General features: G+C 43.8%; 21 protein-coding genes. 5 read left to right on the top strand and 16 right to left on the bottom strand.

The features are described 5' to 3' along the window. Nucleotides 1–236 precede the first annotated feature (236 nt). From L2703_RS15920 to nudE, 3 genes are all read right to left on the bottom strand, one after another. On the bottom strand, nt 237–1,568 hold the full coding sequence (locus L2703_RS15920; RefSeq protein WP_248972059.1) for a hypothetical protein: 1,332 nt from the start codon (nt 1,566–1,568) through the stop codon (nt 237–239). Between the two features lie 104 nt (nt 1,569–1,672). After that, nucleotides 1,673–2,482, bottom strand: coding sequence for a 3'(2'),5'-bisphosphate nucleotidase CysQ (gene cysQ, locus L2703_RS15915; protein WP_248972058.1), 810 nt, complete (start codon nt 2,480–2,482; stop codon nt 1,673–1,675). A 134-nt stretch (nt 2,483–2,616) separates the two neighbouring features. Continuing rightward, on the bottom strand, nt 2,617–3,183 hold the full coding sequence (nudE, locus tag L2703_RS15910; protein ID WP_248972057.1) for an ADP compounds hydrolase NudE: 567 nt from the start codon (nt 3,181–3,183) through the stop codon (nt 2,617–2,619). A gap of 77 nt (nt 3,184–3,260) precedes the next feature. On the opposite strand from nudE, the gene yrfG reads away from it, so the two are divergent. Continuing rightward, nucleotides 3,261–3,908 carry a GMP/IMP nucleotidase gene (gene yrfG, locus L2703_RS15905; RefSeq protein ID WP_248972056.1) on the top strand — a complete coding sequence of 216 codons (648 nt, stop codon included), beginning with the start codon at nt 3,261–3,263 and terminating at the stop codon, nt 3,906–3,908. A 104-nt stretch (nt 3,909–4,012) separates the two neighbouring features. Here the strand turns inward: yrfG and L2703_RS15900 are convergent, their stop codons facing one another. From L2703_RS15900 to gspC, 12 genes are read right to left on the bottom strand one after another with little or no spacing between them, the layout of a single operon-like run. After that, nucleotides 4,013–4,774 carry a type II secretion system protein N gene (locus tag L2703_RS15900; protein WP_248972055.1) on the bottom strand — a complete coding sequence of 254 codons (762 nt, stop codon included), beginning with the start codon at nt 4,772–4,774 and terminating at the stop codon, nt 4,013–4,015. Nucleotides 4,775–4,783: 9 nt separating this feature from the next. Beyond that, a complete protein-coding gene (locus L2703_RS15895) occupies nt 4,784–5,260 on the bottom strand; it encodes a type II secretion system protein M (RefSeq protein WP_248972054.1) in 477 nt (158 codons plus the stop codon). A gap of 1 nt (nt 5,261) precedes the next feature. Then, on the bottom strand, nt 5,262–6,470 hold the full coding sequence (gene gspL, locus L2703_RS15890) for a type II secretion system protein GspL (RefSeq protein WP_248972053.1): 1,209 nt from the start codon (nt 6,468–6,470) through the stop codon (nt 5,262–5,264). A gap of 49 nt (nt 6,471–6,519) precedes the next feature. Beyond that, complete coding sequence (gene gspK / locus L2703_RS15885; RefSeq protein ID WP_248972052.1) at nt 6,520–7,506, bottom strand: type II secretion system minor pseudopilin GspK; 987 nt, start codon at nt 7,504–7,506, stop codon at nt 6,520–6,522. After that, nucleotides 7,506–8,198: a type II secretion system minor pseudopilin GspJ gene (gene gspJ, locus L2703_RS15880; RefSeq protein ID WP_248972051.1), complete on the bottom strand. Its 693-nt coding sequence runs from the start codon at nt 8,196–8,198 to the stop codon at nt 7,506–7,508. Before gspJ ends, gspK begins: the two co-directional genes overlap by 1 nt. Beyond that, nucleotides 8,179–8,577, bottom strand: coding sequence for a type II secretion system minor pseudopilin GspI (gspI, locus tag L2703_RS15875; protein ID WP_248972050.1), 399 nt, complete (start codon nt 8,575–8,577; stop codon nt 8,179–8,181). Before gspI ends, gspJ begins: the two co-directional genes overlap by 20 nt. Beyond that, nucleotides 8,570–9,142, bottom strand: coding sequence for a type II secretion system minor pseudopilin GspH (gene gspH, locus L2703_RS15870; RefSeq protein ID WP_248972049.1), 573 nt, complete (start codon nt 9,140–9,142; stop codon nt 8,570–8,572). Before gspH ends, gspI begins: the two co-directional genes overlap by 8 nt. Nucleotide 9,143: 1 nt before the next feature. After that, on the bottom strand, nt 9,144–9,578 hold the full coding sequence (gene gspG / locus L2703_RS15865; RefSeq protein ID WP_248972048.1) for a type II secretion system major pseudopilin GspG: 435 nt from the start codon (nt 9,576–9,578) through the stop codon (nt 9,144–9,146). Between the two features lie 60 nt (nt 9,579–9,638). Further along, nucleotides 9,639–10,871 carry a type II secretion system inner membrane protein GspF gene (gspF, locus tag L2703_RS15860; protein WP_248972047.1) on the bottom strand — a complete coding sequence of 411 codons (1,233 nt, stop codon included), beginning with the start codon at nt 10,869–10,871 and terminating at the stop codon, nt 9,639–9,641. A gap of 3 nt (nt 10,872–10,874) precedes the next feature. Further along, the gene (gene gspE, locus L2703_RS15855) at nt 10,875–12,419 is read right to left on the bottom strand and encodes a type II secretion system ATPase GspE (protein ID WP_283107930.1); all 1,545 of its coding nucleotides are present in this window, start codon (nt 12,417–12,419) and stop codon (nt 10,875–10,877) included. A gap of 7 nt (nt 12,420–12,426) precedes the next feature. Next, complete coding sequence (gspD, locus tag L2703_RS15850; RefSeq protein WP_248972046.1) at nt 12,427–14,562, bottom strand: type II secretion system secretin GspD; 2,136 nt, start codon at nt 14,560–14,562, stop codon at nt 12,427–12,429. 24 nt (nt 14,563–14,586) lie between these two features. Next, nucleotides 14,587–15,501 carry a type II secretion system protein GspC gene (gene gspC, locus L2703_RS15845; RefSeq protein ID WP_248972045.1) on the bottom strand — a complete coding sequence of 305 codons (915 nt, stop codon included), beginning with the start codon at nt 15,499–15,501 and terminating at the stop codon, nt 14,587–14,589. 253 nt (nt 15,502–15,754) lie between these two features. Here gspC and hslR point away from each other — a divergent pair, with 253 nt between their 5' ends. The 4 genes from hslR to L2703_RS15825 all read left to right on the top strand — a co-directional run bounded on the left by hslR (nt 15,755) and on the right by L2703_RS15825 (nt 20,854). After that, nucleotides 15,755–16,153, top strand: coding sequence for a ribosome-associated heat shock protein Hsp15 (gene hslR, locus L2703_RS15840; RefSeq protein ID WP_248972044.1), 399 nt, complete (start codon nt 15,755–15,757; stop codon nt 16,151–16,153). A 25-nt stretch (nt 16,154–16,178) separates the two neighbouring features. Then, nucleotides 16,179–17,039 (top strand): Hsp33 family molecular chaperone HslO, encoded by an 861-nt coding sequence (gene hslO, locus L2703_RS15835; RefSeq protein ID WP_248972043.1) that lies wholly within the window; start codon nt 16,179–16,181, stop codon nt 17,037–17,039. Nucleotides 17,040–17,291: 252 nt separating this feature from the next. Further along, complete coding sequence (locus L2703_RS15830; protein ID WP_283107927.1) at nt 17,292–18,848, top strand: phosphoenolpyruvate carboxykinase; 1,557 nt, start codon at nt 17,292–17,294, stop codon at nt 18,846–18,848. A gap of 143 nt (nt 18,849–18,991) precedes the next feature. Continuing rightward, nucleotides 18,992–20,854: a M14 family metallopeptidase gene (locus L2703_RS15825; protein ID WP_248972041.1), complete on the top strand. Its 1,863-nt coding sequence runs from the start codon at nt 18,992–18,994 to the stop codon at nt 20,852–20,854. 216 nt (nt 20,855–21,070) lie between these two features. Here the strand turns inward: L2703_RS15825 and L2703_RS15820 are convergent, their stop codons facing one another. Then, entirely contained in the window at nt 21,071–21,937 is an 867-nt protein-coding gene (locus L2703_RS15820; RefSeq protein ID WP_248972040.1) for a substrate-binding periplasmic protein, read from the bottom strand. Between the last annotated feature and the right edge of the window lie 41 nt (nt 21,938–21,978).

Raw genomic sequence — 21,978 nt, 5'->3', positions numbered from 1 at the left:
AACAGCAAAATCAACATAATGCCGTAAACAACGGGGGAGCTGAGGTTAATGGCTTACGATATCCCGATGATATGAGTTTATGTAACCAATAAGCGCGGTTGGGTGATATGACAAACACATAGGCAAACTAGCCATCAAGGGTGATTAGGGGCTGTTGATCTTTCAGGTTGTTTTTGCAAAGATCAACAGCCCCTAATAAACGGTGTAAAAACGCCTGCTTGGACGGTTTTGTCGAGTTAATAAATATCTACTGAAATTTGCTCAATAACGTAGTTATCATAAAAGTCAGACCGTGTTTTCAAATCAGCACGTTGCAATTCAACAGTCTTTGCTCGGAATTGATTATATTGGGTAGCCGAATGACTAAAGTAACCATAAATCATGACTGAGAGATTCGCTTGAGAAATTTGCTCAAACGGTGTTTGTAAATTTGTCGGTAAATCCAAGTCTGGAAACGTCCCTTTTAATGGCGCTTCAATTGTCCAGTTCGCGATACCGCTTTGGCCAAAATTAACCTGAAGTAAGGTTTTACCCGTTCCGATACCTGTAAAATCATAGTTACTGGCACCATCCTCATTAAAGCTAGATAAAATGGCATCGGTGCTTTGTAACATTTTTTGCTGGTTTTGCTGTAATTGTACTACTTGAGTACTGTCAGGATCGGTTACGCGATGACGCCGACTGGTGTAGTAAAAAACTTGACCATAATCGTCCCCTCCTAACTGTTCAAAATTAGAATAAGTAATAAAGTTATTAGCAAATAATCCCGGAAAAACATGCGCAGACACAGGCCATTCAATCCAGTTCACTCGACCATAATCTGTTTCTGAAAACGTTCTAAATTTTGGCGAGTATATATTGCTGTTGGCGCTGCTTAATTCGGCGTTGAGTTCAACACCTTCATTTTCAGCATTTTCAAATATAGAAGGGGCAACATATATCGTGCTATTAGCAGCATAACCATTAACATCTATTTGTGCCGCATAGGATGTCACACCATTAGCATAGGTTTGGCTTAGTACCAAATTAACAGGGGGAAACTGCCCATCTTGCTTACATACCCTAGCACTAGACCAATTACTCTTACCGTCAATATAAACGGTATAACCGTTATAATTGGCATTAACATCACTCAATGAAAAATTAAAGTCACTGCAAGCACAAGCTGAATCGATGTTGGTATTACGTTCACCGACAATACCAATATCCCCCGCCACCACATTGAGCTTACTGTAAACGAATAACTCGCCATTGATTTGCTGTGCATATGAAAAGTGATAAGCATCAGATGGCCAAGCAATATCAAACTTACCCGTTGAAGGCACTTTAGATTGGCTTAAAATACTGCCATCTTTACGATGTACTATAAGATCCGCTCCCACGGCAGGCTGTGTGACATCACACGCTGCGGCGTAATAAACAACGTCACCCGTTAAACGACCGTCTTGGGTTCCACCGCCGCCAGATGTGCTATCGTCACTGCTGCCACCACCGCAACCTACCAACCCAAATACCCCGAGGATCAATAACATCGAGGTTGAAGCGCTATACATTCCTTTGTTTCTCATGTGTCTTGCTCTCAATAAATCAGCTTATTAACAATTGAGATACATTATTCACACATCAATCTAAAAGCAATAGACTACAACAATATATTCGTTGTCACTATGACCTAAGATGTCAACAAAATATCCCAGGACAAGTTAGTGCTGCCCACGACAATAAAGTTGGGGTTTTCTAACGTTTCACGCTCATTGTAGGTCATTGGCTGTAAGTTAATATCAATCAAGGCGCCGCCGGCTTCTTCAATAATAATTTGTGCCGCCCCAGTATCCCACTCACCAGTAGGCCCTAACCGAACGTAACAATCTGCACGGCCTTCTGCCACTAAACAACTTTTTAATGCCGCGCCCCCCATCACTACCAATTCACAATGGTTAGGCTTATTCATTAATTTTAAAACAGATTGCGGATCTTGGCGGCGACTAACTGCTAAGCGAATATTATCTGTGTCGTTTTCTGCCAACTGCTTACTGGTGATTCTGACTTCATTTTTACCATCACGTTTATAAGCACCTAAGCCGGCTATTGCGTAATAACACACTTTTGTCATTGGCACATAAACAATGCCCATGATAGGACGATTGTGCTCAACCAAGGCAATAATGACTGAAAAGTCACCACTGCCCGCAATAAACTCCCCCGTACCATCTAGCGGATCCACCAACCAATAGCGTTTCCATGTCTCACGGACACTCAATGGAATATCAGCGGCTTCTTCACTTAAAATAGGGATATCTGGAGTCAACTCAGCAAGTTGCTGACAAATAATATTATGGGCTGCTAAGTCTGCAGAGGTAACAGGAGTGTTGTCTGATTTAATCTCGCGCTTAAACGTACCATTTAAATAAATGTCACGGATTTTCTCTCCGGCTTGGGTGGCGATGCTAATAACTTGGTCGATTATGTTTTCTGGCTTCATTACTACTCCAATCGCAGGGGTCAATAAGGATAATCTTTAAGGGTACAATGACCTTTTTATCCCTTAATTTCGCGGTTGTTTGCCTAAATTATTATGGTACGCAAAAATATTTACGTTTAACCATATGCCTGAGACTACTTCTGCGCGGTCTCAGTGGTTGTTAAATAGTGCTGAGTTAAAAACAAAGCACTAACACTGCGGGACTCTGAAAAATCACTATTGTTGAGTAATGATTGCCAATCAGTTAAAGGCCATGGGATCACATCTATCGGCTCAGGTTCATCACCGTCTAAACGGCTAGGATAAAGCTGCTCAGCGACAAAAATTTGCATTTTGCTTGAGAAATAACCTGGGGCCAATGACAACTCTTTTAACAAGGTGAGCTTATGACTACCATAGCCTATTTCTTCTTGTAACTCTCGATTTGCGGCTTCAATGGCTGTTTCACCGGGATCGATCAAACCTTTAGGAAATCCGAGTTCATAATTATCGGTGCCTGCTGCATATTCACTGGCTAATAACAAATGCCCCTCGTGGATAGGGACAATCATCACGGCTCCCCTGCTACCGCCTTTCATTCTTTCATATTGACGTTCAACGCCGTTAGAAAACTTAAGATGAACCTGCTCAATTTGAAACAGTCGGCTTTTAGCAACGACTTCAGTGTGCAGGATTTCCGGCTTGTTCTGCCGCTGTGTCATTGCAGCCCCATGTGACGAATTAATAAAGACAAGTTACAATCTTACTATTCTACGTATATTCTACAACCGGAATTTACATGTTTCCTTGGCATAACATCGATACTGTGCTGCTCGATATGGACGGCACGCTACTCGATTTACACTTTGACAACCACTTTTGGTTACAACTAGTGCCGCAACAATTAAGCCTGTTGCGCAAAATTAGCCTCGCCGATGCGAATGAATTGGTGACCCAAGCCTATCAAGATGTGGTTGGCACATTAGACTGGTACTGTTTAGATTATTGGCAACGTCATTTAGGCTTGGATATTTTAGCATTGCACCATACAGCCGTAGACAGAATTACTATTCGTAATGACAGCATGCCGTTTTTACAAGCATTGGCGGGCGCCAGTAAACGGCGGATTCTATTTACCAATGCGCATCCCCACAGCTTGGCGCTCAAGCTCACCCACACCAACTTAGCCGATGGACTCGATGAGTTATTGTCCAGTCATGAAAGTGGCTACCCCAAAGAACATCCTAACTTTTGGCGTTACGCCTTCGATAAATTTAATTTAGATCCTGCTAGATGCTTATTTATTGATGACAGTGAAGTGATTTTAGCGGCGTCAAAGCTTGCTGGTGTAGGCTATCAATTAGGTGTAAGTAACCCCGACAGTAAAAAGCCGTATACCGTATTTAAGCAGTTTCCCGCGGTGAGTGACTTATTAGACGCACTTTAAAGTACAACAGAAAGTGAACATTAAAAAGCGCGTTGATATTGCTATCAACGCGCTTTTTTTACTTGCTTCTATTGGGTGAGCCAACAATGGCACAATGGATTAGGCTACAACCCTGGCACTACACCCTGGTAATTAATTGGATAATATCCTTGGCTATCTTGGCGGCCCAAAAACGGAAGCGCATCGCGTAAATCTTGAGGCTGGGTATCTGTCGGCTTAATTTTGGCGCTGACCTTAACTAAGTTTGCCTCGCCTAAAATGGCGGTGCCGGTTAAACCGATTGCATTTTGAGTTTCATCTGTTGCTAATTGCAATTGGCCGTCTAGGCAACTCAAATCCAACGCGATATTACCAACCGGATAAGCACCAAATTGATTTTTAACATCGGTATTATTTAAAAATAATTTACCGCTTAATTGCTCGCACCAAGGCTTACCCTGCTGTAACACTTCAATCATTAAGCTCACATCACCACTCACTTGAGTTTTAAAGGGTAGGCGGGCTCCGGCAAGTAAAAAACTGTTTGGCACATCTAGGCGAATAGTGTTACCACTGATCCCCGCAAGAGACCAGGTTACGCTACCTTTACCACTTACAGGCGTTGCACGATTGCCAATACTAAAATCTATATTGGCCTGACCCATGAATAAACCCCAAGGACTTAATTGCCAAGAGACATGTTCTATTTGCCGTTGATCAATACTTACCAACGCCGCTTTCCCTTGCCATAAGGTCCCTTCGGCACCACTAATCACCGTATTATTAGGAAGCGGGGCAATACTGACTAACCAGTTTGCCGGAATATAGGCAATCATAAAAACAAAATAAACAAGCACACCAATCAGTATTTTAAAAAATAAACTCACAAAAAATCCTTACTGTGAAAGCTGAATTCGTCTGACTTTAACAAAGCCAGCTACATCAGACTCGGCTAAATCGACGCTATCTAGCGTTAAGCCTTTTTGTTCAACTAAATCGTGTAAATAACCCAGTAATGCATCAAACGGGACATCTTCCATCCACAACTGTATTTTGTCGCCTTGCGGCTGCATACGAGTAATCTCTAATTGGTATTGCCCTGCCGTTTGATTAACAATTGAACTTAAACTACCGCGCACCTTTGTTTGAGCGCCGGCTTGTTGTAACCCCGCAATTTTATTCGCGGTTTGTTTTACATAATTTAAGGTTTGTTGTGCTGCATTATGATTACGTTCAGCCTCTATTTGAGCATTTGAAATCGGTGTCCATACGCCCCAATACATAATGCCAATAAAAAGTATTGCACCACAAAAACCAACAAGTTGCTGCTCTCTGGGTGCTAAACCTTGCCACCAAGTTCGCAAATTATTCATCTTATTTGCCCCTTAAGGTTAATGTGCTCGTGACGCTTTCGTCCGTGCTGTTCATTGCGCCACCGTCTAATTGATAATCTTTGGCGACAATTTCTTTAAACTGATCAATTTGAGCGTAACTTTGTGCCGTCACTTGCATGCGTAATTCGTTACGATTACCCTCAAAGCGTAAACTGTTTGGCTTTAAATCTGGTACTTTAGCAAATGCCGGTTTAAGTCCATCAAGCATTTCAAAAAATGCCGCGCCACCGCCCTGGCCTTGCATACTGCGCAGAGCGCTATCCATTTGTGAGCGCATATTTACAATACGGTTTACACCAGGTACTGCTTGCTTAAAAATGGCTTCACTTTGGGCGCGTAACTCCGCAGTCGCATTATTAAGTTGATGGATCATTAAGCCTTTATTGACTAATGCTAATATAACGGCAATGACAAGCACAATCGCGGCATTTTTCCATATCAATAAGTGTTTACTGTACTCGCGCTTGGGTTTGTAAATACCACTCAGTAAATCTATTGGTGCATTCAACACCCCTTTAGCTAACACCATCATGGGCAAATCAAGTGGCTTATGTTCTAGCTGAACACCCTCTATGGCAATATCGTCGCTATAACTGGCCACATCAATTTCAGTATCAGCGTTGTGCTCTGTCGCCTGTTTCACCAGTTGTGGTAAGGCAAAGTCTGACCACGCTTTGGGTAAGCTTAACCCGCCGCCCTCTGATGTACGAATGAGGTACTCATTCCCTAGACTCATTACCGCCCAGCGGCATTGCGCCAAAGGAAGGGCCAAACAGTCTGGTACAATGCGTTTAACTTTTAAGCCTGCTTCTTGTAGCCATGTTAACCAGGTTTGCATTTGCTCATGAGCCACGGCGGCCACATTAAGGTGTTCACCTTCACGAGGACCCACCACAAAGTGCATACGGTCAACATCTGTGGCTAACGATTCTTCTAACATGTAAGGCAGCGCTTTTAACGCTTGACGCTGACCTTTTTCAGGTAACGCGATTTGGGTCAGTGTCATACTGGCCGCAGGTACCAGCACATCAACGGGGCGATTGCCTGCACGCTCTGCTAAACTGTTCAAGCTCGCGGCATCAGCCAACTCACCTGAGGCAATAATCTCTTGCTCTTGCTCTGACCAGACAAGCCATGAACATGGGTGTTCTGATGTTTTTCCTAACCGGATAAATAGCCGTTCAGACACTGTTATTCTCCACCGCTCTCAAGACGTTTTATACGCTATGAGCTTGTTATTATTGTTGGCCACCATACTGACGGGTGAGCACTTCTAAATTATTGCCATTGCGCTTAAGCACACTGTCCATTCTAAATATTGCATTGTCGACTTTAGCGCCCGCGTGTAATAAAAAATACTCGCTGTCGACCACAAAACTCGACTTAAGATCTGCTTCCGCTTTAATACTGCTAAGTGATGAGCTTTCCCAAAATTCTTCAATGGTTCCGTAACCGTCTGCGGGACGCTCGTTTATAATGTTTTCCGCTTCACTTACCGAGACTTCATTCTCTAACATTGCTGCCAGTAAAGCAGCTTGCTCGACTTTAACGGTATTCACATTTAATAACTGTCGACTGTCGCCGGGTATTGCACAAACATAATCTACAATATTCGAATAGACATTTTGATTAAACCCTAGTACTGCGCGCAATTCACTGCGATGTTGCATTAAAGTGTTAGCTGCGCGATACGGCACATTACGCGACTCATATTCTGCATCTTCTGCCCCATAAGCACTCGATACGGTATCTGCATCTATATAATCTTTTAACGTATGCGTGAGCTGCTCTGCACCAAACTCATCAAGGCCTAAGCCAATTAACAAAGATTGAAATTGTCTTGCTGCCAACGACAATTTGGGTTGATTGTCTTCGGTATTACTTGACGGCTCGCCAACAGCATTAACATTAAAACAGGCTCGCATATCTTCAATTTCACCAACAATTTCACCATACTCTGCCGGAAAAACCACATTTGCTAAAGCCCAATACTGTTGTAAGTGCACTGTTCCTTCGGCGTCTTCAAAATCTTGTTTAAGCACTTTCATTGCCAGCTCTTCAGCAGACATGGCATACCAATAAGCTTGGTCATATTGCGCCATGTTTAATGTCCGGCGCATAGACAACTGGTTACGACTGGTAATATTGGTGGCAATAATCACCACTAACGCCACAATCAGCATTACGACAATAAGCGCGACACCTCGCTGCTTTTGGCCGCCCATTAACTTGCATCCTCATCTTTTGAATCATCTTTCGAGTCATCTTTTGAATCATCTTTTGAATCATCTTTTTCGTCGCTAGCAGCCCCGCCTTTAGGCAATAAAAAACGCCGCTGAATTTTGCCTAAGCCTTCAATGTCAATCTCCATGGCAATCCCCCTAGGCATTAAGGTTCCATCTGCTTTGGTTTGCCATTTTCCGTCAATAAAAAACGAATACTCAATCGATATCACATGATCAATCACTAAGCTTTTTAGGGGTTCTGCACCAACAACAGGCTCAGGATATGGGTAATACCACCGCTCTAAACGCCCCGCCTGAACCACATATGCGACCGATTGCAGGCTCCCTCTGGGTAGCATACCGTCTGGGTTTAACCAGCCTAATCGGAAAAACACTAATGCCTGGGTATCCGAGTCGAGAATATTATCGCCCGCTTGAAAAAACTGCTTGCCACGATCGCCTTCAAATGATCGAGGTGTTCGCGCCACCATTTGGCCTAAGTCACGCTCTAGAGCACCAAACCCTTGTTGCAGAGCCTTAAGGCGAATGGCAAAATCTTGAGTGACCTCATCATTTTTCATTACTGCAGACAATACCGAGTTAGCCGCAATCCCCAGCATGGCAAAAATCGCAATTGCGATCAGCATTTCCAGTAAGGTAAACCCAGCAAACTTAGGCTTTGTTATGTACATAACTACTTACCTGGGCAACAATACGTTCATAGCGGTTATCGTCACTGACACTCACTTTAATCATTCTAAAGTTATCATCTGTGGTTTTCACCACTTCTTGTCGCCAGTACCACTCGCGTCCAGCCAGCTCAACTTGACCTTCTTTTTTTCCAATATCAGGAAAGTCGCTGGTTAATCGAATATCAACCATTTGGTTACTGGCAACCCATTGCGCAAGTGTACGTTCTTCTAAAATAGGCATATTGGCCATTTGCTCACTGAGACTTTTGGTCACAGACACCGCTGCGATTGAAAAAACAGCTAGCGCAACGATGACTTCAAGCAAGGTCATACCTAATTGTGAGTTCAGTAACCGGTTTGAACGATGTGTATTATTCATCTACTCGTCCTAAGGTTAATCGCCCTAAGGCATCACCTACTACTAACACATTAACCGGTTTAAGCTCATCATCTACTGTGGCAAAATTCAGCTCAAACGGAGTCATCTCACCACTTGGAAATAACAATATTTGTGGCTCAGGATGTTTTTTCTTTTCTTCTTCGCTTTCTTCATCAATAAATGGCTCGTCAAACCACGACTCGTCTTGCTCATCTTCTTGTGTGAGTGGCATACCATCAATCACTACATCGAGCATCACACCGGGTTCCATCTGTTGCGTGGCCAATAAACGGTCTTGCTCAACAGGCGTCCATTCACCTTCTTTGTAAAACACAAATTGATATTCGTGCTCATCAATCACAATGCCGATGAATTGGCCGCTAAGTACGCTTTCATCCAGCACCATTTCTGTCGCCGACATAAAGCGCTGCGCTTGTTTTTTAAGCGCTTGCTCTGGCCCTGCAACGCTCATAGAAATGGTGACTGCGGCAGCCACCAAACCCATTAATAGTGCAACTAGCAATACCTCAAGTAAGGTAAAACCAGCATGGCGATGAAAAGACATATTATTGGAAGTCTTGTAAGTTCCAGCTGCCTATATCATCCTCTGTGCCAGGTTGTCCGTCAGGGCCAGCACTGAAGATATCAATTTTGCCATTTTCACCTGGACTTAATAAAAAATAATCATTGCGCCAAGGGTCTTGTGGTAAACGCTTAACGTAGCCACCATCACGAAAGTTACGCGGCTCAGGCGATGAAGTAGACTTTTGCACTAATGCATCTAGGCCTTGTTCTGTCGTTGGGTAAATACTGTTGTCTAATTTATACATGTCTAAGGCGTTTTCGAGCGCAACAATGTCTGAAACGGCTTTTTGCTGGTCGGCTTTGTCTTTGTTGCCCATCAAGTTAGGGACAACCATTGACGCTAGAATACCTAAAATAACAATCACCACCATGACTTCTAGCAAGGTGAAACCGCGTTGTTTATTGTGTTGTTGCATTAAAGACTTCCTTCTAAAAATGACTCAAAATCTTGAGCTAACCGGCTTTGCATCTTGTGCTTAGCCACTGATTAAGTTATTTAATTCTAATATTGGCTGCAAAATAGCCATCACGATAAATAAGACAACCGACGCCATACTAACCACCAGCATTGGCTCAAATACCCCTAAGGCAATGTTGACGTTAGACTCAAACTCTCGGTCTTGGTTGTCTGCTGCTCGTTCGAGCATATTTTCTAATTGACCACTTTTTTCGCCCGAGGCAATCATATACAGCATCATTGCAGGGAACAGCTTAGTATTAGTCAACGCGGCACCTAAACTGGTTCCCTCACGCACCCGTGCGGTTGCATCATCTACCGCGGCACGCACTTTAACGTTTTGTAATACTTCGCTCGCAATACGCATCCCATCAAGCAATGGCACTGAACTGGCTGACAAAATACTTAAGGTACGAGCAAAACGTGCTGTATTTAAGCCTTTACTAACTTTACCAATAACCGGTGTGTTAAGTAACGCGCTATCGTATTTCATTCGCATGCTGGGATTGGTTAACAGTCTTTGGAACACAATAAAACCACCCACCAAAATCAACACAACGAGTAATCCCCAATGTTGTACAAAGTCAGATGCTAGGATTAAGAATTGAGTCGTGCCAGGAAGCTCTTGCCCCATGTGTTCAAATTGCCCAACCACTTTAGGGACAACCGCGGCAAGCAATACTGCAATCACACCAATGGCCACAACAGTAAGCACGATAGGGTAAATCATCGCTTGAGTGAGTTTGGATTTAAGCTGTTGACGACGCTCGGTATAGTCCGCAAGACGATTGAGCACCACTTCTAAATGGCCCGACTTCTCACCAGAGGCCACCATGGCGCGATATAAATCATCAAACACGTGCGGAAATTCGGCCATTGAATCGGCAAGGCTATAGCCCTCTACGACTCGAGAACGGACCGCCATGATCATATTGCCTAATCGGGCTTTTTCCGATTGCTGTCCAACGGCTTTTAATGCTTCTTCAATCGGCAAACCTGCAGCCACTAATGTGGCAATTTGTCGAGTGATTAATGCCAGTTCTGCCACCGAAATACGTTTTTTAAACACGTTAGCAAGACTAAAACCACGGCGTTGAGCACGTGCCTCTGTTTCACTAACCGCTTGGAGCTCAAGCGGCATCAGCCGTTGTTCACGTAACTGACTGCGAGCATGGCGCGCCGTGTCGGCTTCGATAACACCTTTTTGCTGTTTGCCTTTGCTATCAAGGGCTTTGTATTCAAACGCTGCCATTGATTATTCCTCGCGGGTGACGCGTAACACTTCTTCTAAGGTAGTCACGCCCGCTAACACTTTACTCATGCCGTCATGACGAATACTCGGCACTGATTTACGTACGTATTTTTCAATGGCTAACTCGCCACGACCGCCATGAATTAATTCACGCACATTGTCGTCGACAACCAATAACTCATGAATACCCGTTCGGCCACGATACCCATTGTTACCACACGCTTTACAGCCTGTAGCACGGTAAATATGGCGAGTATCATTAGCTGTTATTCCCAATAATTCACGCTCACGCTCGTCTGGTTCATGTGCCACTTTACAGCTTGGACACAAGGTACGGATAAGGCGCTGGGCAAGTACACCAAGTAAACTAGAAGAAACTAAGAAAGGTTCGACCCCCATGTCTTGTAAACGGGTAATCGCACCAGAGGCGGTATTGGTGTGTAAGGTTGATATGACCAAGTGACCTGTTAACGAGGCTTGCACTGCTATTTGGGCGGTTTCAAGGTCGCGAATTTCACCTATCATTACCACATCAGGATCTTGTCGCAAAATAGCACGTAATCCGCGGGCAAAGGTCATGTCTACTTTAGTATTAACCTGAGTTTGACCAATACCCTCAAGCTCATACTCGATTGGATCTTCAACGGTTAGGATGTTGGTATCTTTAGAGTTAATCTCTGTTAAGCCCGCATATAAGGTCGTACTTTTACCCGACCCCGTCGGCCCGGTTACCAAAATAATACCATGAGGTTTGCGAATCAACTCATCAAATTGTTCACGAATACTCGGTGTCATCCCTAACTGTTGCAGGTCTAAATTACCGGTATTTTTGTCTAATAACCGCATTACCACACGTTCGCCATGGCTTGATGGCATGGTCGACACACGCACATCAACCGCACGGCCAGCAATACGCAATGAAATACGGCCATCTTGCGGTAAGCGTTTTTCAGCGATATCTAAACGCGCCATCACCTTAATCCGTGACACCAGCAACGATGATAACTTACGGTTTGGCTTTAAGACTTCTTTTAGTACACCGTCGATACGAAAACGCACTACCAATTGTTTTTCATAGGTTTCGACGTGGATATCTGATGCTTCTTCTTTAATCGCCTCAGACAACAATGCATTAATTAACTTAATAATTGGCGCATCGTCATCACCCTCAAGTAAATCTTCAGTCTGTGGTAACTCTTCAGCTAAGGTAAACAAATCCATCTCATTGCCAATATCTTCCATCAGCTGTTGCGCCTCTGAAGAGTTAGCCTGATAAGCTTGGGTTAACTTAGCTTCAAATTTTGTTCCATCTAACTTGATGATAGCAAGTTCAACCCCCGCATAACGCCGCACTTCTAGCATGGCATTAAGCGGCGTGTTGTCGGTGTAAAACAAACAAAGCTGTTCGTTTTCTTTAGCCAAAACTAATTGAAAACGATGTGAAAATGCAAACGGCAGGCGCTCTTTACTGCTCGAGTGAAAAACTTCATCGCCTTCGACCACTTCCATAGCAACGTCACTTGATACTTGGGCTAACGGCTCTGTCATTGCACTATCAATCATTATTTTGAGCCTTGTCCTTTTGCATGCTTTCATCAATGATACGTAAAGCAGGATCTGAATCACGCATATCGGTACTCAAACCTTGACCGCTTTTGTAACGTTCAAGCATGTCATTCACTTCATCAGGTAAATACGCTTCTTGGTTCCACTCTTCTAATACAGGTACTTGAGTATTGGGCATTAAATTAATACCTCTGTCTTGTTGCTCAAGCTGTAAAGCACGGAAGTAATTGTATTTACGACCCGCAATCCCTTCCATTGTCATGCCATCGCGAATAATGGTTGGTTTAATAAAAATCATCAGATTTTTCTTGGTTTTCTTGCTTGATGAAGACTTAAATAGGTGCCCCAATACTGGAATATCACCCAGAATAGGTATTTTTTGGACACTTTCTTGCACTTCTTCGTTAATCAAACCACCTAGTACCACAATTTGACCGGAATCGGCCATCACGGTTGTGGTTAAACGACGAGTAGAAAAACTGATATCAACACCGGTATTACCATTCACACCCGACACTTCTTGCTCAATGGTTAACTTGACCGAAGAGCCTTCGTTAATTTGCGGTACAACTTTTAATTTAACCCCCACCTCTTTACGCTCTACCGTTTGAAATGGATTGTCATTGTTTGAACTAGACGTTGAACCAGTAATGATAGGAACCTCATCACCAACGATAAATGATGCTTCTTGATTATCCAAAGTGGTGATCGACGGTGTCGCCAACACGTTTGAGTTCGTATCACTTGAAACAGCCTGAATTAGCGCTGCAAAGTTGCCTGTAGTCACACCCCATGCCATGCCATTCACTTTACCCAGTGCCTGAGCAATAAGGGTATAGTCACCATCTGATGTTGGATTTGTGGTCGTGGTTGAGCCACCGTCAGAGTTGGTCACAGTCACTGTTGTGCCTTCCTCTTCACGTGCGGCCCATACACCCGCACCCACTTCACTAATAGTAGGGCCGATGTTATTAAATTGGGTTAAGCCACCAGCTTCGCTACCCCATTGCACACCAAAGCCAACGTTATCGCCTTCGGCAATTTCAACAATAATGGCTTCAACCAATACTTGAGCACGACGAATATCTAACTGATTAATGACACTTTCAATCGTACGTAATTGATCCGGCTCAGCACTGATGACCAATGAGTTAGTATCTGGATGTGCCATAATATTAATGTCATTACGGCGTTTACTGGTGCTGGCACCGGCTTGTGCTGCGCCGCTGTCCTTGTTGTCTTGCAGGTTTTGTGCAAAGCCTGTTAATACTTCAACTAAATCTTCAGCTTTTGCATAACGCAAGTAACGGACCTTGGTATTGCCTGTGCTGGCTTGCTCCGCATCTAAACGCTGAATAAGCTCAACAACACGCTGACGGCTTTTTTCATCGCCACTGACCACTACGGCATTCATACGCTCATCGGCAACCACCTTCGGTGCCTGGCCAGGCAGCTGAGCTTGGTTAGCACTTGAGCGATATAGGGTATCGACAATGCGAACAATTTCACCTGCCGAAGCATAATTTAAGGTTACGACCTCAACAGCGGTATCACCTTGCTTGTCTACGCGGCGAACAATATCAACTAGCTTGTTTACGACGGCTGCGCGACCAGAAATCATCAATACGTTTGCTTGGTCATAGTTAACAACGTTACCGCCGCCGGCATTATCATTTAACTGGCGTAATAAAGGCGCTAACTGCTTTGCTTCAGAGTTGTATAATGGCACCACGCGGGTGACCATTTCATCACCTAAACCTGGAGTATTGTCGTCTGCCACACGAATAGCCGATGTTTTGGCATCTTTATCTTTAATGACCTTGATAACCTGGTTTTCCATCTCTACAACGGCATAACCGTATACCTGCAGCACGTTTAGAAAGAACTGGTAGTATTGCTCGTCATTTAATAAATCATAGCTACGAACATTAATTTTACCGCGCACAGTGGGGTCGACAATAATGGTTTTATTGAGGTTTTTACCGACAATATTAATAAACTCTTGAATGTCTGTGCCTTTAAAGTTGGCTGCATACTGTTCCGACAACGCCATCGGCGCGGCCATCATGGCTGCACTGGCTAACATTCCAGCAATAATTTTTTGTCGGATCCCTTTGTTATTCATTTTACTCAATCCTCTCACGCCAAATTACTCTGGCAAACTAAACATGATTTCGACCAACTGCCCTTCACGCTCTACCATGACAGCCATTTCGGTGAGCTCTGGCAGCTGCGCCATCACTTCTAAAGCCTGACCCATCTCGGTCAGATCATATCCATTTATTGATTTAGCTAAGTCATTCGCTTGAAAGCCAGCTTGCTTAAATAAATCAACATCTTTACCTGGGTTTAAACGATAACCAGCAAGTGTTTCACCCTTGCGCACGGGTGAAATTGATAAAAAGTCGGTAATTTTACTCGGGTCTGCCAATAATTCATCTCGCGAATTAGACAGTTCTTCAGAGAAATCTTGGTTACTGCGACGATCAACACGGGTGACTTGTCTATCAACCTTAGCCTGTTGTAACTGTTCATTAGCCTGGCTTTGGGTTGTGTATTTAAGGCCATCAAGCATTAACGTTTCATAACGACCGCCATTGGTAATAATAATTCTGTCGGCATACACTTCTTTTAACGAAGCTGACGTACCTTTGATTTTATCACCTAAGCTATACGTTTCTTGCTGACCGCTAGACTCAATCACCGCCAAACCTTGCTCTTCTGCGGTTGACGCCACCACGCCGGTTAACTGAATAGACAAATTGGTTTTAGGCGCATCTGTTATTTGTTCAACCACTTCTGGCTTTGGCTTTTGTGCGTTGTCATCAACACGACCAAACAGTGATAGGTTACGCACACCAGAAAGCTCAATACGCTTGCTGGCGTTTGCAGAAATGGGGGATGGTTGCCAAGTCGCAGATTGCGATGACACCGGCATCAACTTCCATGTAATTTGAGCAGCAAGTAAAAGCACAATGACTAATCCCAACCAAAACACTGCAACACTTAACGGCTTATGCGGCACAGTGGCGGCTTTGGTGATCAGTTTATCTAATAAATCCATATATAATTGGACCCTCTATACGTCTTGGTACAGGTCTCTGTTCTAATTGTTGAAAAGTAATACTGTGCCATCATGCTAACCTACAGAAGATAAAGCAACAACCCTAGAGCATATCGATTGGCGAAACTGCACCAAATATGCTAAGTTTGCGCGCACAATTGAGGCTCAATTTAACCCCATATAGCAATAATACTTACATTGTATGGCAGTTAGGTTACTCAGTCTGTGAAATCATCCCTGTTTTGGAGGCCATTTGAATCAAATTCAGTCCGAAAAGCACATCATTCGGTTAGATAAATGGTTATGGGCGGCACGATTTTATAAAACCCGCGCCATTGCAAAAGACATGATTAACGGCGGTAAAGTACATTACAACGGCCAACGGACTAAATCCAGCAAGAATGCTGAAGTCGGTGCAAAAATTCGTCTACGCCAAGGCCATGATGACAGAGAAGTGATCATTAAGGTGTTATCGGGCCACCGACAAGGTGCAAGCATCGCACAAACTTTGTACGAAGAAACCAGCGAAAGCATTAACAAACGCATGATCAATGCTGAAGCACGACGATTAAATATTTTGAATAACCCGGCTCCAGAACACAAACCGGATAAAAAACAACGACGCCAGCTTATGCGCTTTAAAGATTATTAAGCGACAAAAAGTGAAGAGAGTAAAGATGAACAACGATATATTACATCGCTATCTATTTGATAATGCAGATGTTCGCGGTGAAATAGTCCAACTTGAAAAAAGCTATCAAGAAGTGCTTTCCGCTCACCAATACCCTGTTGCTGTGCAACATTTATTAGGCGAATTGATGGCTGCAACGTCACTATTAACCGCCACAATCAAATTTACCGGTGACATTAGCGTGCAGCTCCAAGGAGACGGCCCAGTCACTTTAGCGGTGATTAACGGTAATAACGAGCAAGTGTTACGTGGTGTATCACGTTGGAACGGCACCATTGCCGACGATGCAAGCTTGCAACAAATGTTTGGCAAAGGCTACATGGTCATTACCCTCACGCCAGACGAAGGTGAGCGCTATCAAGGTATTGTGTCGTTAGATCATGTCGATTTAGCCGCCTGCCTAGAAGAATATTTTAATCAGTCTGAGCAATTACCCACGCAAATCAAATTATTTGCTAACGGTAAACAGGCCGCGGGGATGTTATTGCAAGTATTACCCACAAAGTCTGAACAAAATGAAGACTTTGAACATTTATCAACCCTCACAGCCACCATTAAAGCTGAAGAGTTATTTAGCCTCGAGGCACAAGATGTGCTGCACCGCCTATATCACCAGGAAGAAGTGCGTTTATTTGATCCTGTCGATGTAACGTTTAAGTGTACCTGCTCAAGAGAGCGAAGCGGTTCTGCAATTAAAACCCTGTCTCAAGCAGAAATAGAAGCGATATTAGCCGAAGACGGAAAAATCGATATGGGCTGTGAATACTGTAAGCAAACTTACTCATTCGATGCTATCGACATTGCAGCATTATACGCTGGCAGCCACGGAAGTGACTCGCAGCAATAGCTGTAACCACAACGCAATAAATTACCAAAAAAGGCGCCTAAGGCGCCTTTTTTATGCTTTAAAATTTACTTTTCTATTAAAAAAACTAAAAACTTTCAAAAAAATTACCAAACTGTTCGTTACCAAAGCCTCAACATCAGTTACAATCGCCTTGTTAGCATATACAGCCAGCGTGCAACATTAAAACCAAGCTAACTTAACCTCTACATCAAAAATCAACATCGATTTACAACGAAACCCGACCTAAAAGACATGGAGACAAACACTATGGCGGATTTATCACACCGCGTTCACCTTAACCCTACGACAGCACAGCTTGTTGAAATCGCGCTTCTTCGTGGAGAAGGTCAGCTCACCGCCAATGGTGCATTAGTGGCCAAAACCGGAGAAAGAACAGGACGTTCACCTAACGACCGTTTCATTGTAAAAGATCCAAGTACCGAAGCCGATATTGAATGGGGCAAAGTTAACCGCCCATTTGATGCGGGTAAATTTGACGCGTTATGGGGACGTGTAGAAGCCTACCTTGCCGATAAAGAAATTTTTATGTCTGAACTTGAAGTCGGTGCAGATGATGATCACTACATCCCAATCAGAGTGACGACCGAATACGCATGGCATCAAATTTTTGCGCGTAATTTATTTATCATCCCTAAGCGTTTTAATCGCAACAACAAAGACACTTGGCAAATTATCAACGCCCCTGGTTTTGTGTGTGAACCTGAACGTGACGGCACAAATTCTGAAGCGGCAGTTATCCTTAACTTTGCAGAGCGTAAAGTGCTACTGGCAGGACTTAAGTACGCAGGTGAAATGAAAAAGTCGATGTTCTCGGTGCAAAACTTTTTACTCCCTGCCAAGGGCGTACTACCAATGCATTGCTCAGCAAACGTCGGACACGATGGCGACACAACGTTATTCTTTGGGTTATCTGGTACGGGTAAAACCACATTGTCGGCCGATCCTAAACGTTTGTTAATTGGTGATGATGAACACGGCTGGGCACCCGGTGGCGTGTTTAATATCGAAGGCGGTTGTTACGCCAAATGTATCGACCTAAGCCAAAAAAATGAGCCCGTAATTTGGGATGCGATTCGTTTTGGCACCGTATTAGAAAACGTGGTACTTGATGAACAACGCGTACCTAACTACAACGACACTAGCCTTACAGAAAACAGCCGAGCAGCTTACCCACTTGAACATATTGCTCAACGTAAAGTAGAAAATCGTGGTGCTGAACCTCATGCTGTTGTCTTTTTAACCTGTGATGTATCAGGAGTGTTACCACCAGTATCGGTATTAAGTAAAGAACAAGCAGCTTATCACTTTCTGTCGGGGTACACGGCCAAAGTTGGGTCAACGGAAATGGGTTCAACCTCAGCTATTCAATCAACGTTTTCGACGTGTTTTGGCGCACCATTTTTTCCGCGTCCTGCAGGGGTATACGCCGAGTTACTGATGGAGCGTATTGAATCTTTTGGCAGCCAAGTGTATTTAGTTAACACTGGCTGGACAGGCGGCCCTCACGGTGTTGGTAAGCGTTTTGACATTCCAACTACCCGCGCCATTGTCGATGCTATTGTCAGTGGCGAGCTAAAAGATGTTGAAACCGTGCATATTGATAAACTGAATCTCAATGTTCCTGTTGCGGTAACAGGTGTAGACAGCCAGTTACTCAACCCGGTTAACACTTGGAGTGATGCAGCTCAATACAACAAGTATGCACAGCAACTAGCACAAGAGTTCAGCGACAACTTTGCCAAATATCAAGTCTCAGATGCCATAAAACAGGCTGGTCCTAAAGTATAATAAAGCTGAGATAATCCATAGATAGACCATAAAAATCCCAACTTAGGTTGGGATTTTTTATGGTGTAGCCTCATATTCATTAAAGGGTAATGTTATGATGCCGTTTCTGTTTATGCCATTGACATCATTTCCTAGAGGTCTTCATGCACCGTACTTTGCTTGCTAGTTTATGGATTAGCCCTTTGTTATTTTGCGCAGCCTTATGTGTTGCGGCCGATGATCACACCCAACGGTCTACACACACCACGATTGAGCAAGCAAATACCTTTATCAACGACAACATATTACCGCCAATCCAGCCATGGTCGGGAGCGAGCGAAACGTTACTGTTAAGTGCAGAACACCCCTGGGCAACCCCTTTTGAACAACACGGTTACCTTAGCACCCCAAACTACAGCGACACCATGGCATGGTTAGATAAACTCGTTGACAGTAGCGACGTATTACACAAAGTTAGCCTAGGGAAAAGCCCACAAGACCGTGATATATGGATGATAGTTGCCTCAAGTGAAGGCGTTCAAGGTGCAACCGCGTTAACCGATAATGGTAAAGCAACGGTGTTTGTGCAAGCCGGTATTCACTCTGGAGAAATCGACGGGAAAGATGCTGGCATGATGCTATTACGTGATATTAGCCACGGCAATAAACGCGCATTACTCGACAAGGTTAATTTATTATTTGTGCCTATATTAAGTGTTGATGCTCACGAGCGTAGCAGTGAATACAATCGCGTTAATCAACGAGGTCCAATCAATATGGGCTGGCGTACTACCGCAAATAATCTCAACTTAAACCGCGATTATGCCAAAGCGGATGCACTTGAAATGCAGCACCTCATTCGCACAATCAATATTTGGCAACCCGATTTGTATATAGATGTGCATGTAACCGACGGTATTGACTATCAGTACGATGTGACTTTTGGCTACAACGTAAAACAGGGCTACAGCCCTAGCAGTTTTAACTGGTTAGAGACGATTTATCGGCCCGCAATTGAAAAAGCACTGACTGAACAGGGGCACATTCCTGGGCCACTGGTATTTGCATTAGATAATGCAGATATGGCAAAAGGCATTTCACTTTGGAATCCAAGCCCAAGGTTTTCAAATGGCTATGGTGATGCCCGTCACCTACCTACCATTTTAATCGAAAATCACAGCCTAAAACCCTATAAACAACGGGTGCTAGGAACCTACATCATGCTCGAAGAGACGCTTAACACCGTCGCTAAACACAGCACCAAACTCAAGTCAGCCATTTATGCTGATAAATACCGTCACCCAAATCAATTAACACTCACTTGGCAAAACGAACAGTTACCAAAAGGTATCGACTTTAAAGGTATAGATTACCGAATAGAAACCAGCCCAATTAGCGGTGCTGATGTTGTGCGCTGGACAGGTGAGCCGAAGCTTTACCCCAATATTCCTGTTGTTGCAAACACTAAGCCTGGCATAGTAGTCTCACGACCTGTTGCTTATTATATTCCGCCACAATGGACCACAGTGATTGAACGTTTATCATTGCACGGTATACGTTTCACGCGTCTTGAAAAACCAACACGCATTAAGGCGCAACAATATCAATTTAACGACCCTGTGTTTTCTTCCGCTGATTACGAAGGCCGTCAAACTGTCACCGCCACGACCGTCAGCAATGAGGTCAGTTTGTCACTTCCTGCAGGAACAGTACGCATTGCGACCGAGCAACCCTTGGGCGATTTAGCTATGTTGTTATTAGAGCCACAAGCTGAAGACTCATTGTTTTATTGGGGGTTTTTCAACACCATCTTCACTCAAACAGAATACATTGAAGACTACGCCGTTGAGCCGCTGGCTACAAAAATGTTGGCTGAAAATCCAGATTTACAAGCAGAGTTTGCTCAAGCGCTCAAAGACCCTGCGTTTGCAAAAGACAGTAAAGCCAGACTACGTTGGTTTTATCAACGTAGTCCATATTATGACAAGCAATATTTAGTTTACCCGGTACTTCGGGCAATGAAATAACAATGTGCATAACACTAAAAGCGCTTCGGCGCTTTTATGCTAATCCGCATGTATAAATTAAGACTCAGTGTCCTGCAGTTTTAGTTTAAGATGTCGCTATATAGTAGTGGTTGTTGCTTAGGTGTAGCCATCTACATCAAGGTCATTTCAAGCCATTAAGAAGGTTGTGACGCCAGCTTTGCAAGGCACGTTCGCTCAACGCGCATAGCTAATGCATTACTGATGTGAAAATTCAATCCAATCATGATGCTCTCTGTTATTGAAATCCTTAGGTAACGTAGGGTTATCCAATATAAAAATCTGGCTAGCTTGATAACGACTTAACGGAAATATCGCTGACGTGGTAGGGTGGTGCATCAAAAAATCAGCTAATTTGCCATTGGCGAGTAATTGCGACAAACCTTGGGTAAGACGTTTGGCCAACGGCTTATTTTGCTTATCCACAAAAAAGTACATTGGTAATGGGTAACGTAAGATTAATTTGTCGTATACCATTAATTCCTCATGCCCTTGAGTGTTGACTTCGGCATAAGCCTCATTAATGCCCCGCGGAAAATAATCACAGCGCTGTTGTGCTAACATGCTGTACATCAAAGAGAAAGAGATCACTCGCTCAACCAGAAAACCGTTATGCTCCAAAATATCAGAATCAGGCCACTGGCTACCTTGGCAGGCCACCATTTTTTGCAATTGGGCTACGGTAGTGATCTTAGCAAACTCACTGACACGATTACGCGCAATCACTGGTACTCGGTACCCCAATAGCCCACCCTCTAGCGGTATGGTTATCGCAAGATAATCACGTTCACGCGCAAAGCTTGTTCCGGCCCAATACACATCTAGCTGACCCTTTTTTAACAGATTAAAGCCACGAGCTTGCGATAAGGTCGATTCCAAAACAACAATACGGCTAGGCCCATAATCGGCAGCCGTGCTATTTAACACTAATTGCAATAAATCAACATAATATTGGTAGGAGGTATTATCTACCGATTGAGAAGGCTGAATACGAACAACATCCTCAGCGCTTGCTTGCGCTGACCACAACCATAATAGCATCAACAAACAGCGTGATTTAGCCACCAATTACGTGAGTCCATCGTGTTCTGATTTATCCAGTGTAG

It is taken from the genome of Shewanella basaltis (assembly GCF_023283885.1).
Lineage (GTDB): Bacteria > Pseudomonadota > Gammaproteobacteria > Enterobacterales > Shewanellaceae > Shewanella > Shewanella basaltis.
The sequence above is the reverse complement of the archived record's forward strand: the minus strand, read 5'-3'. Positions and strand labels throughout refer to the sequence as shown.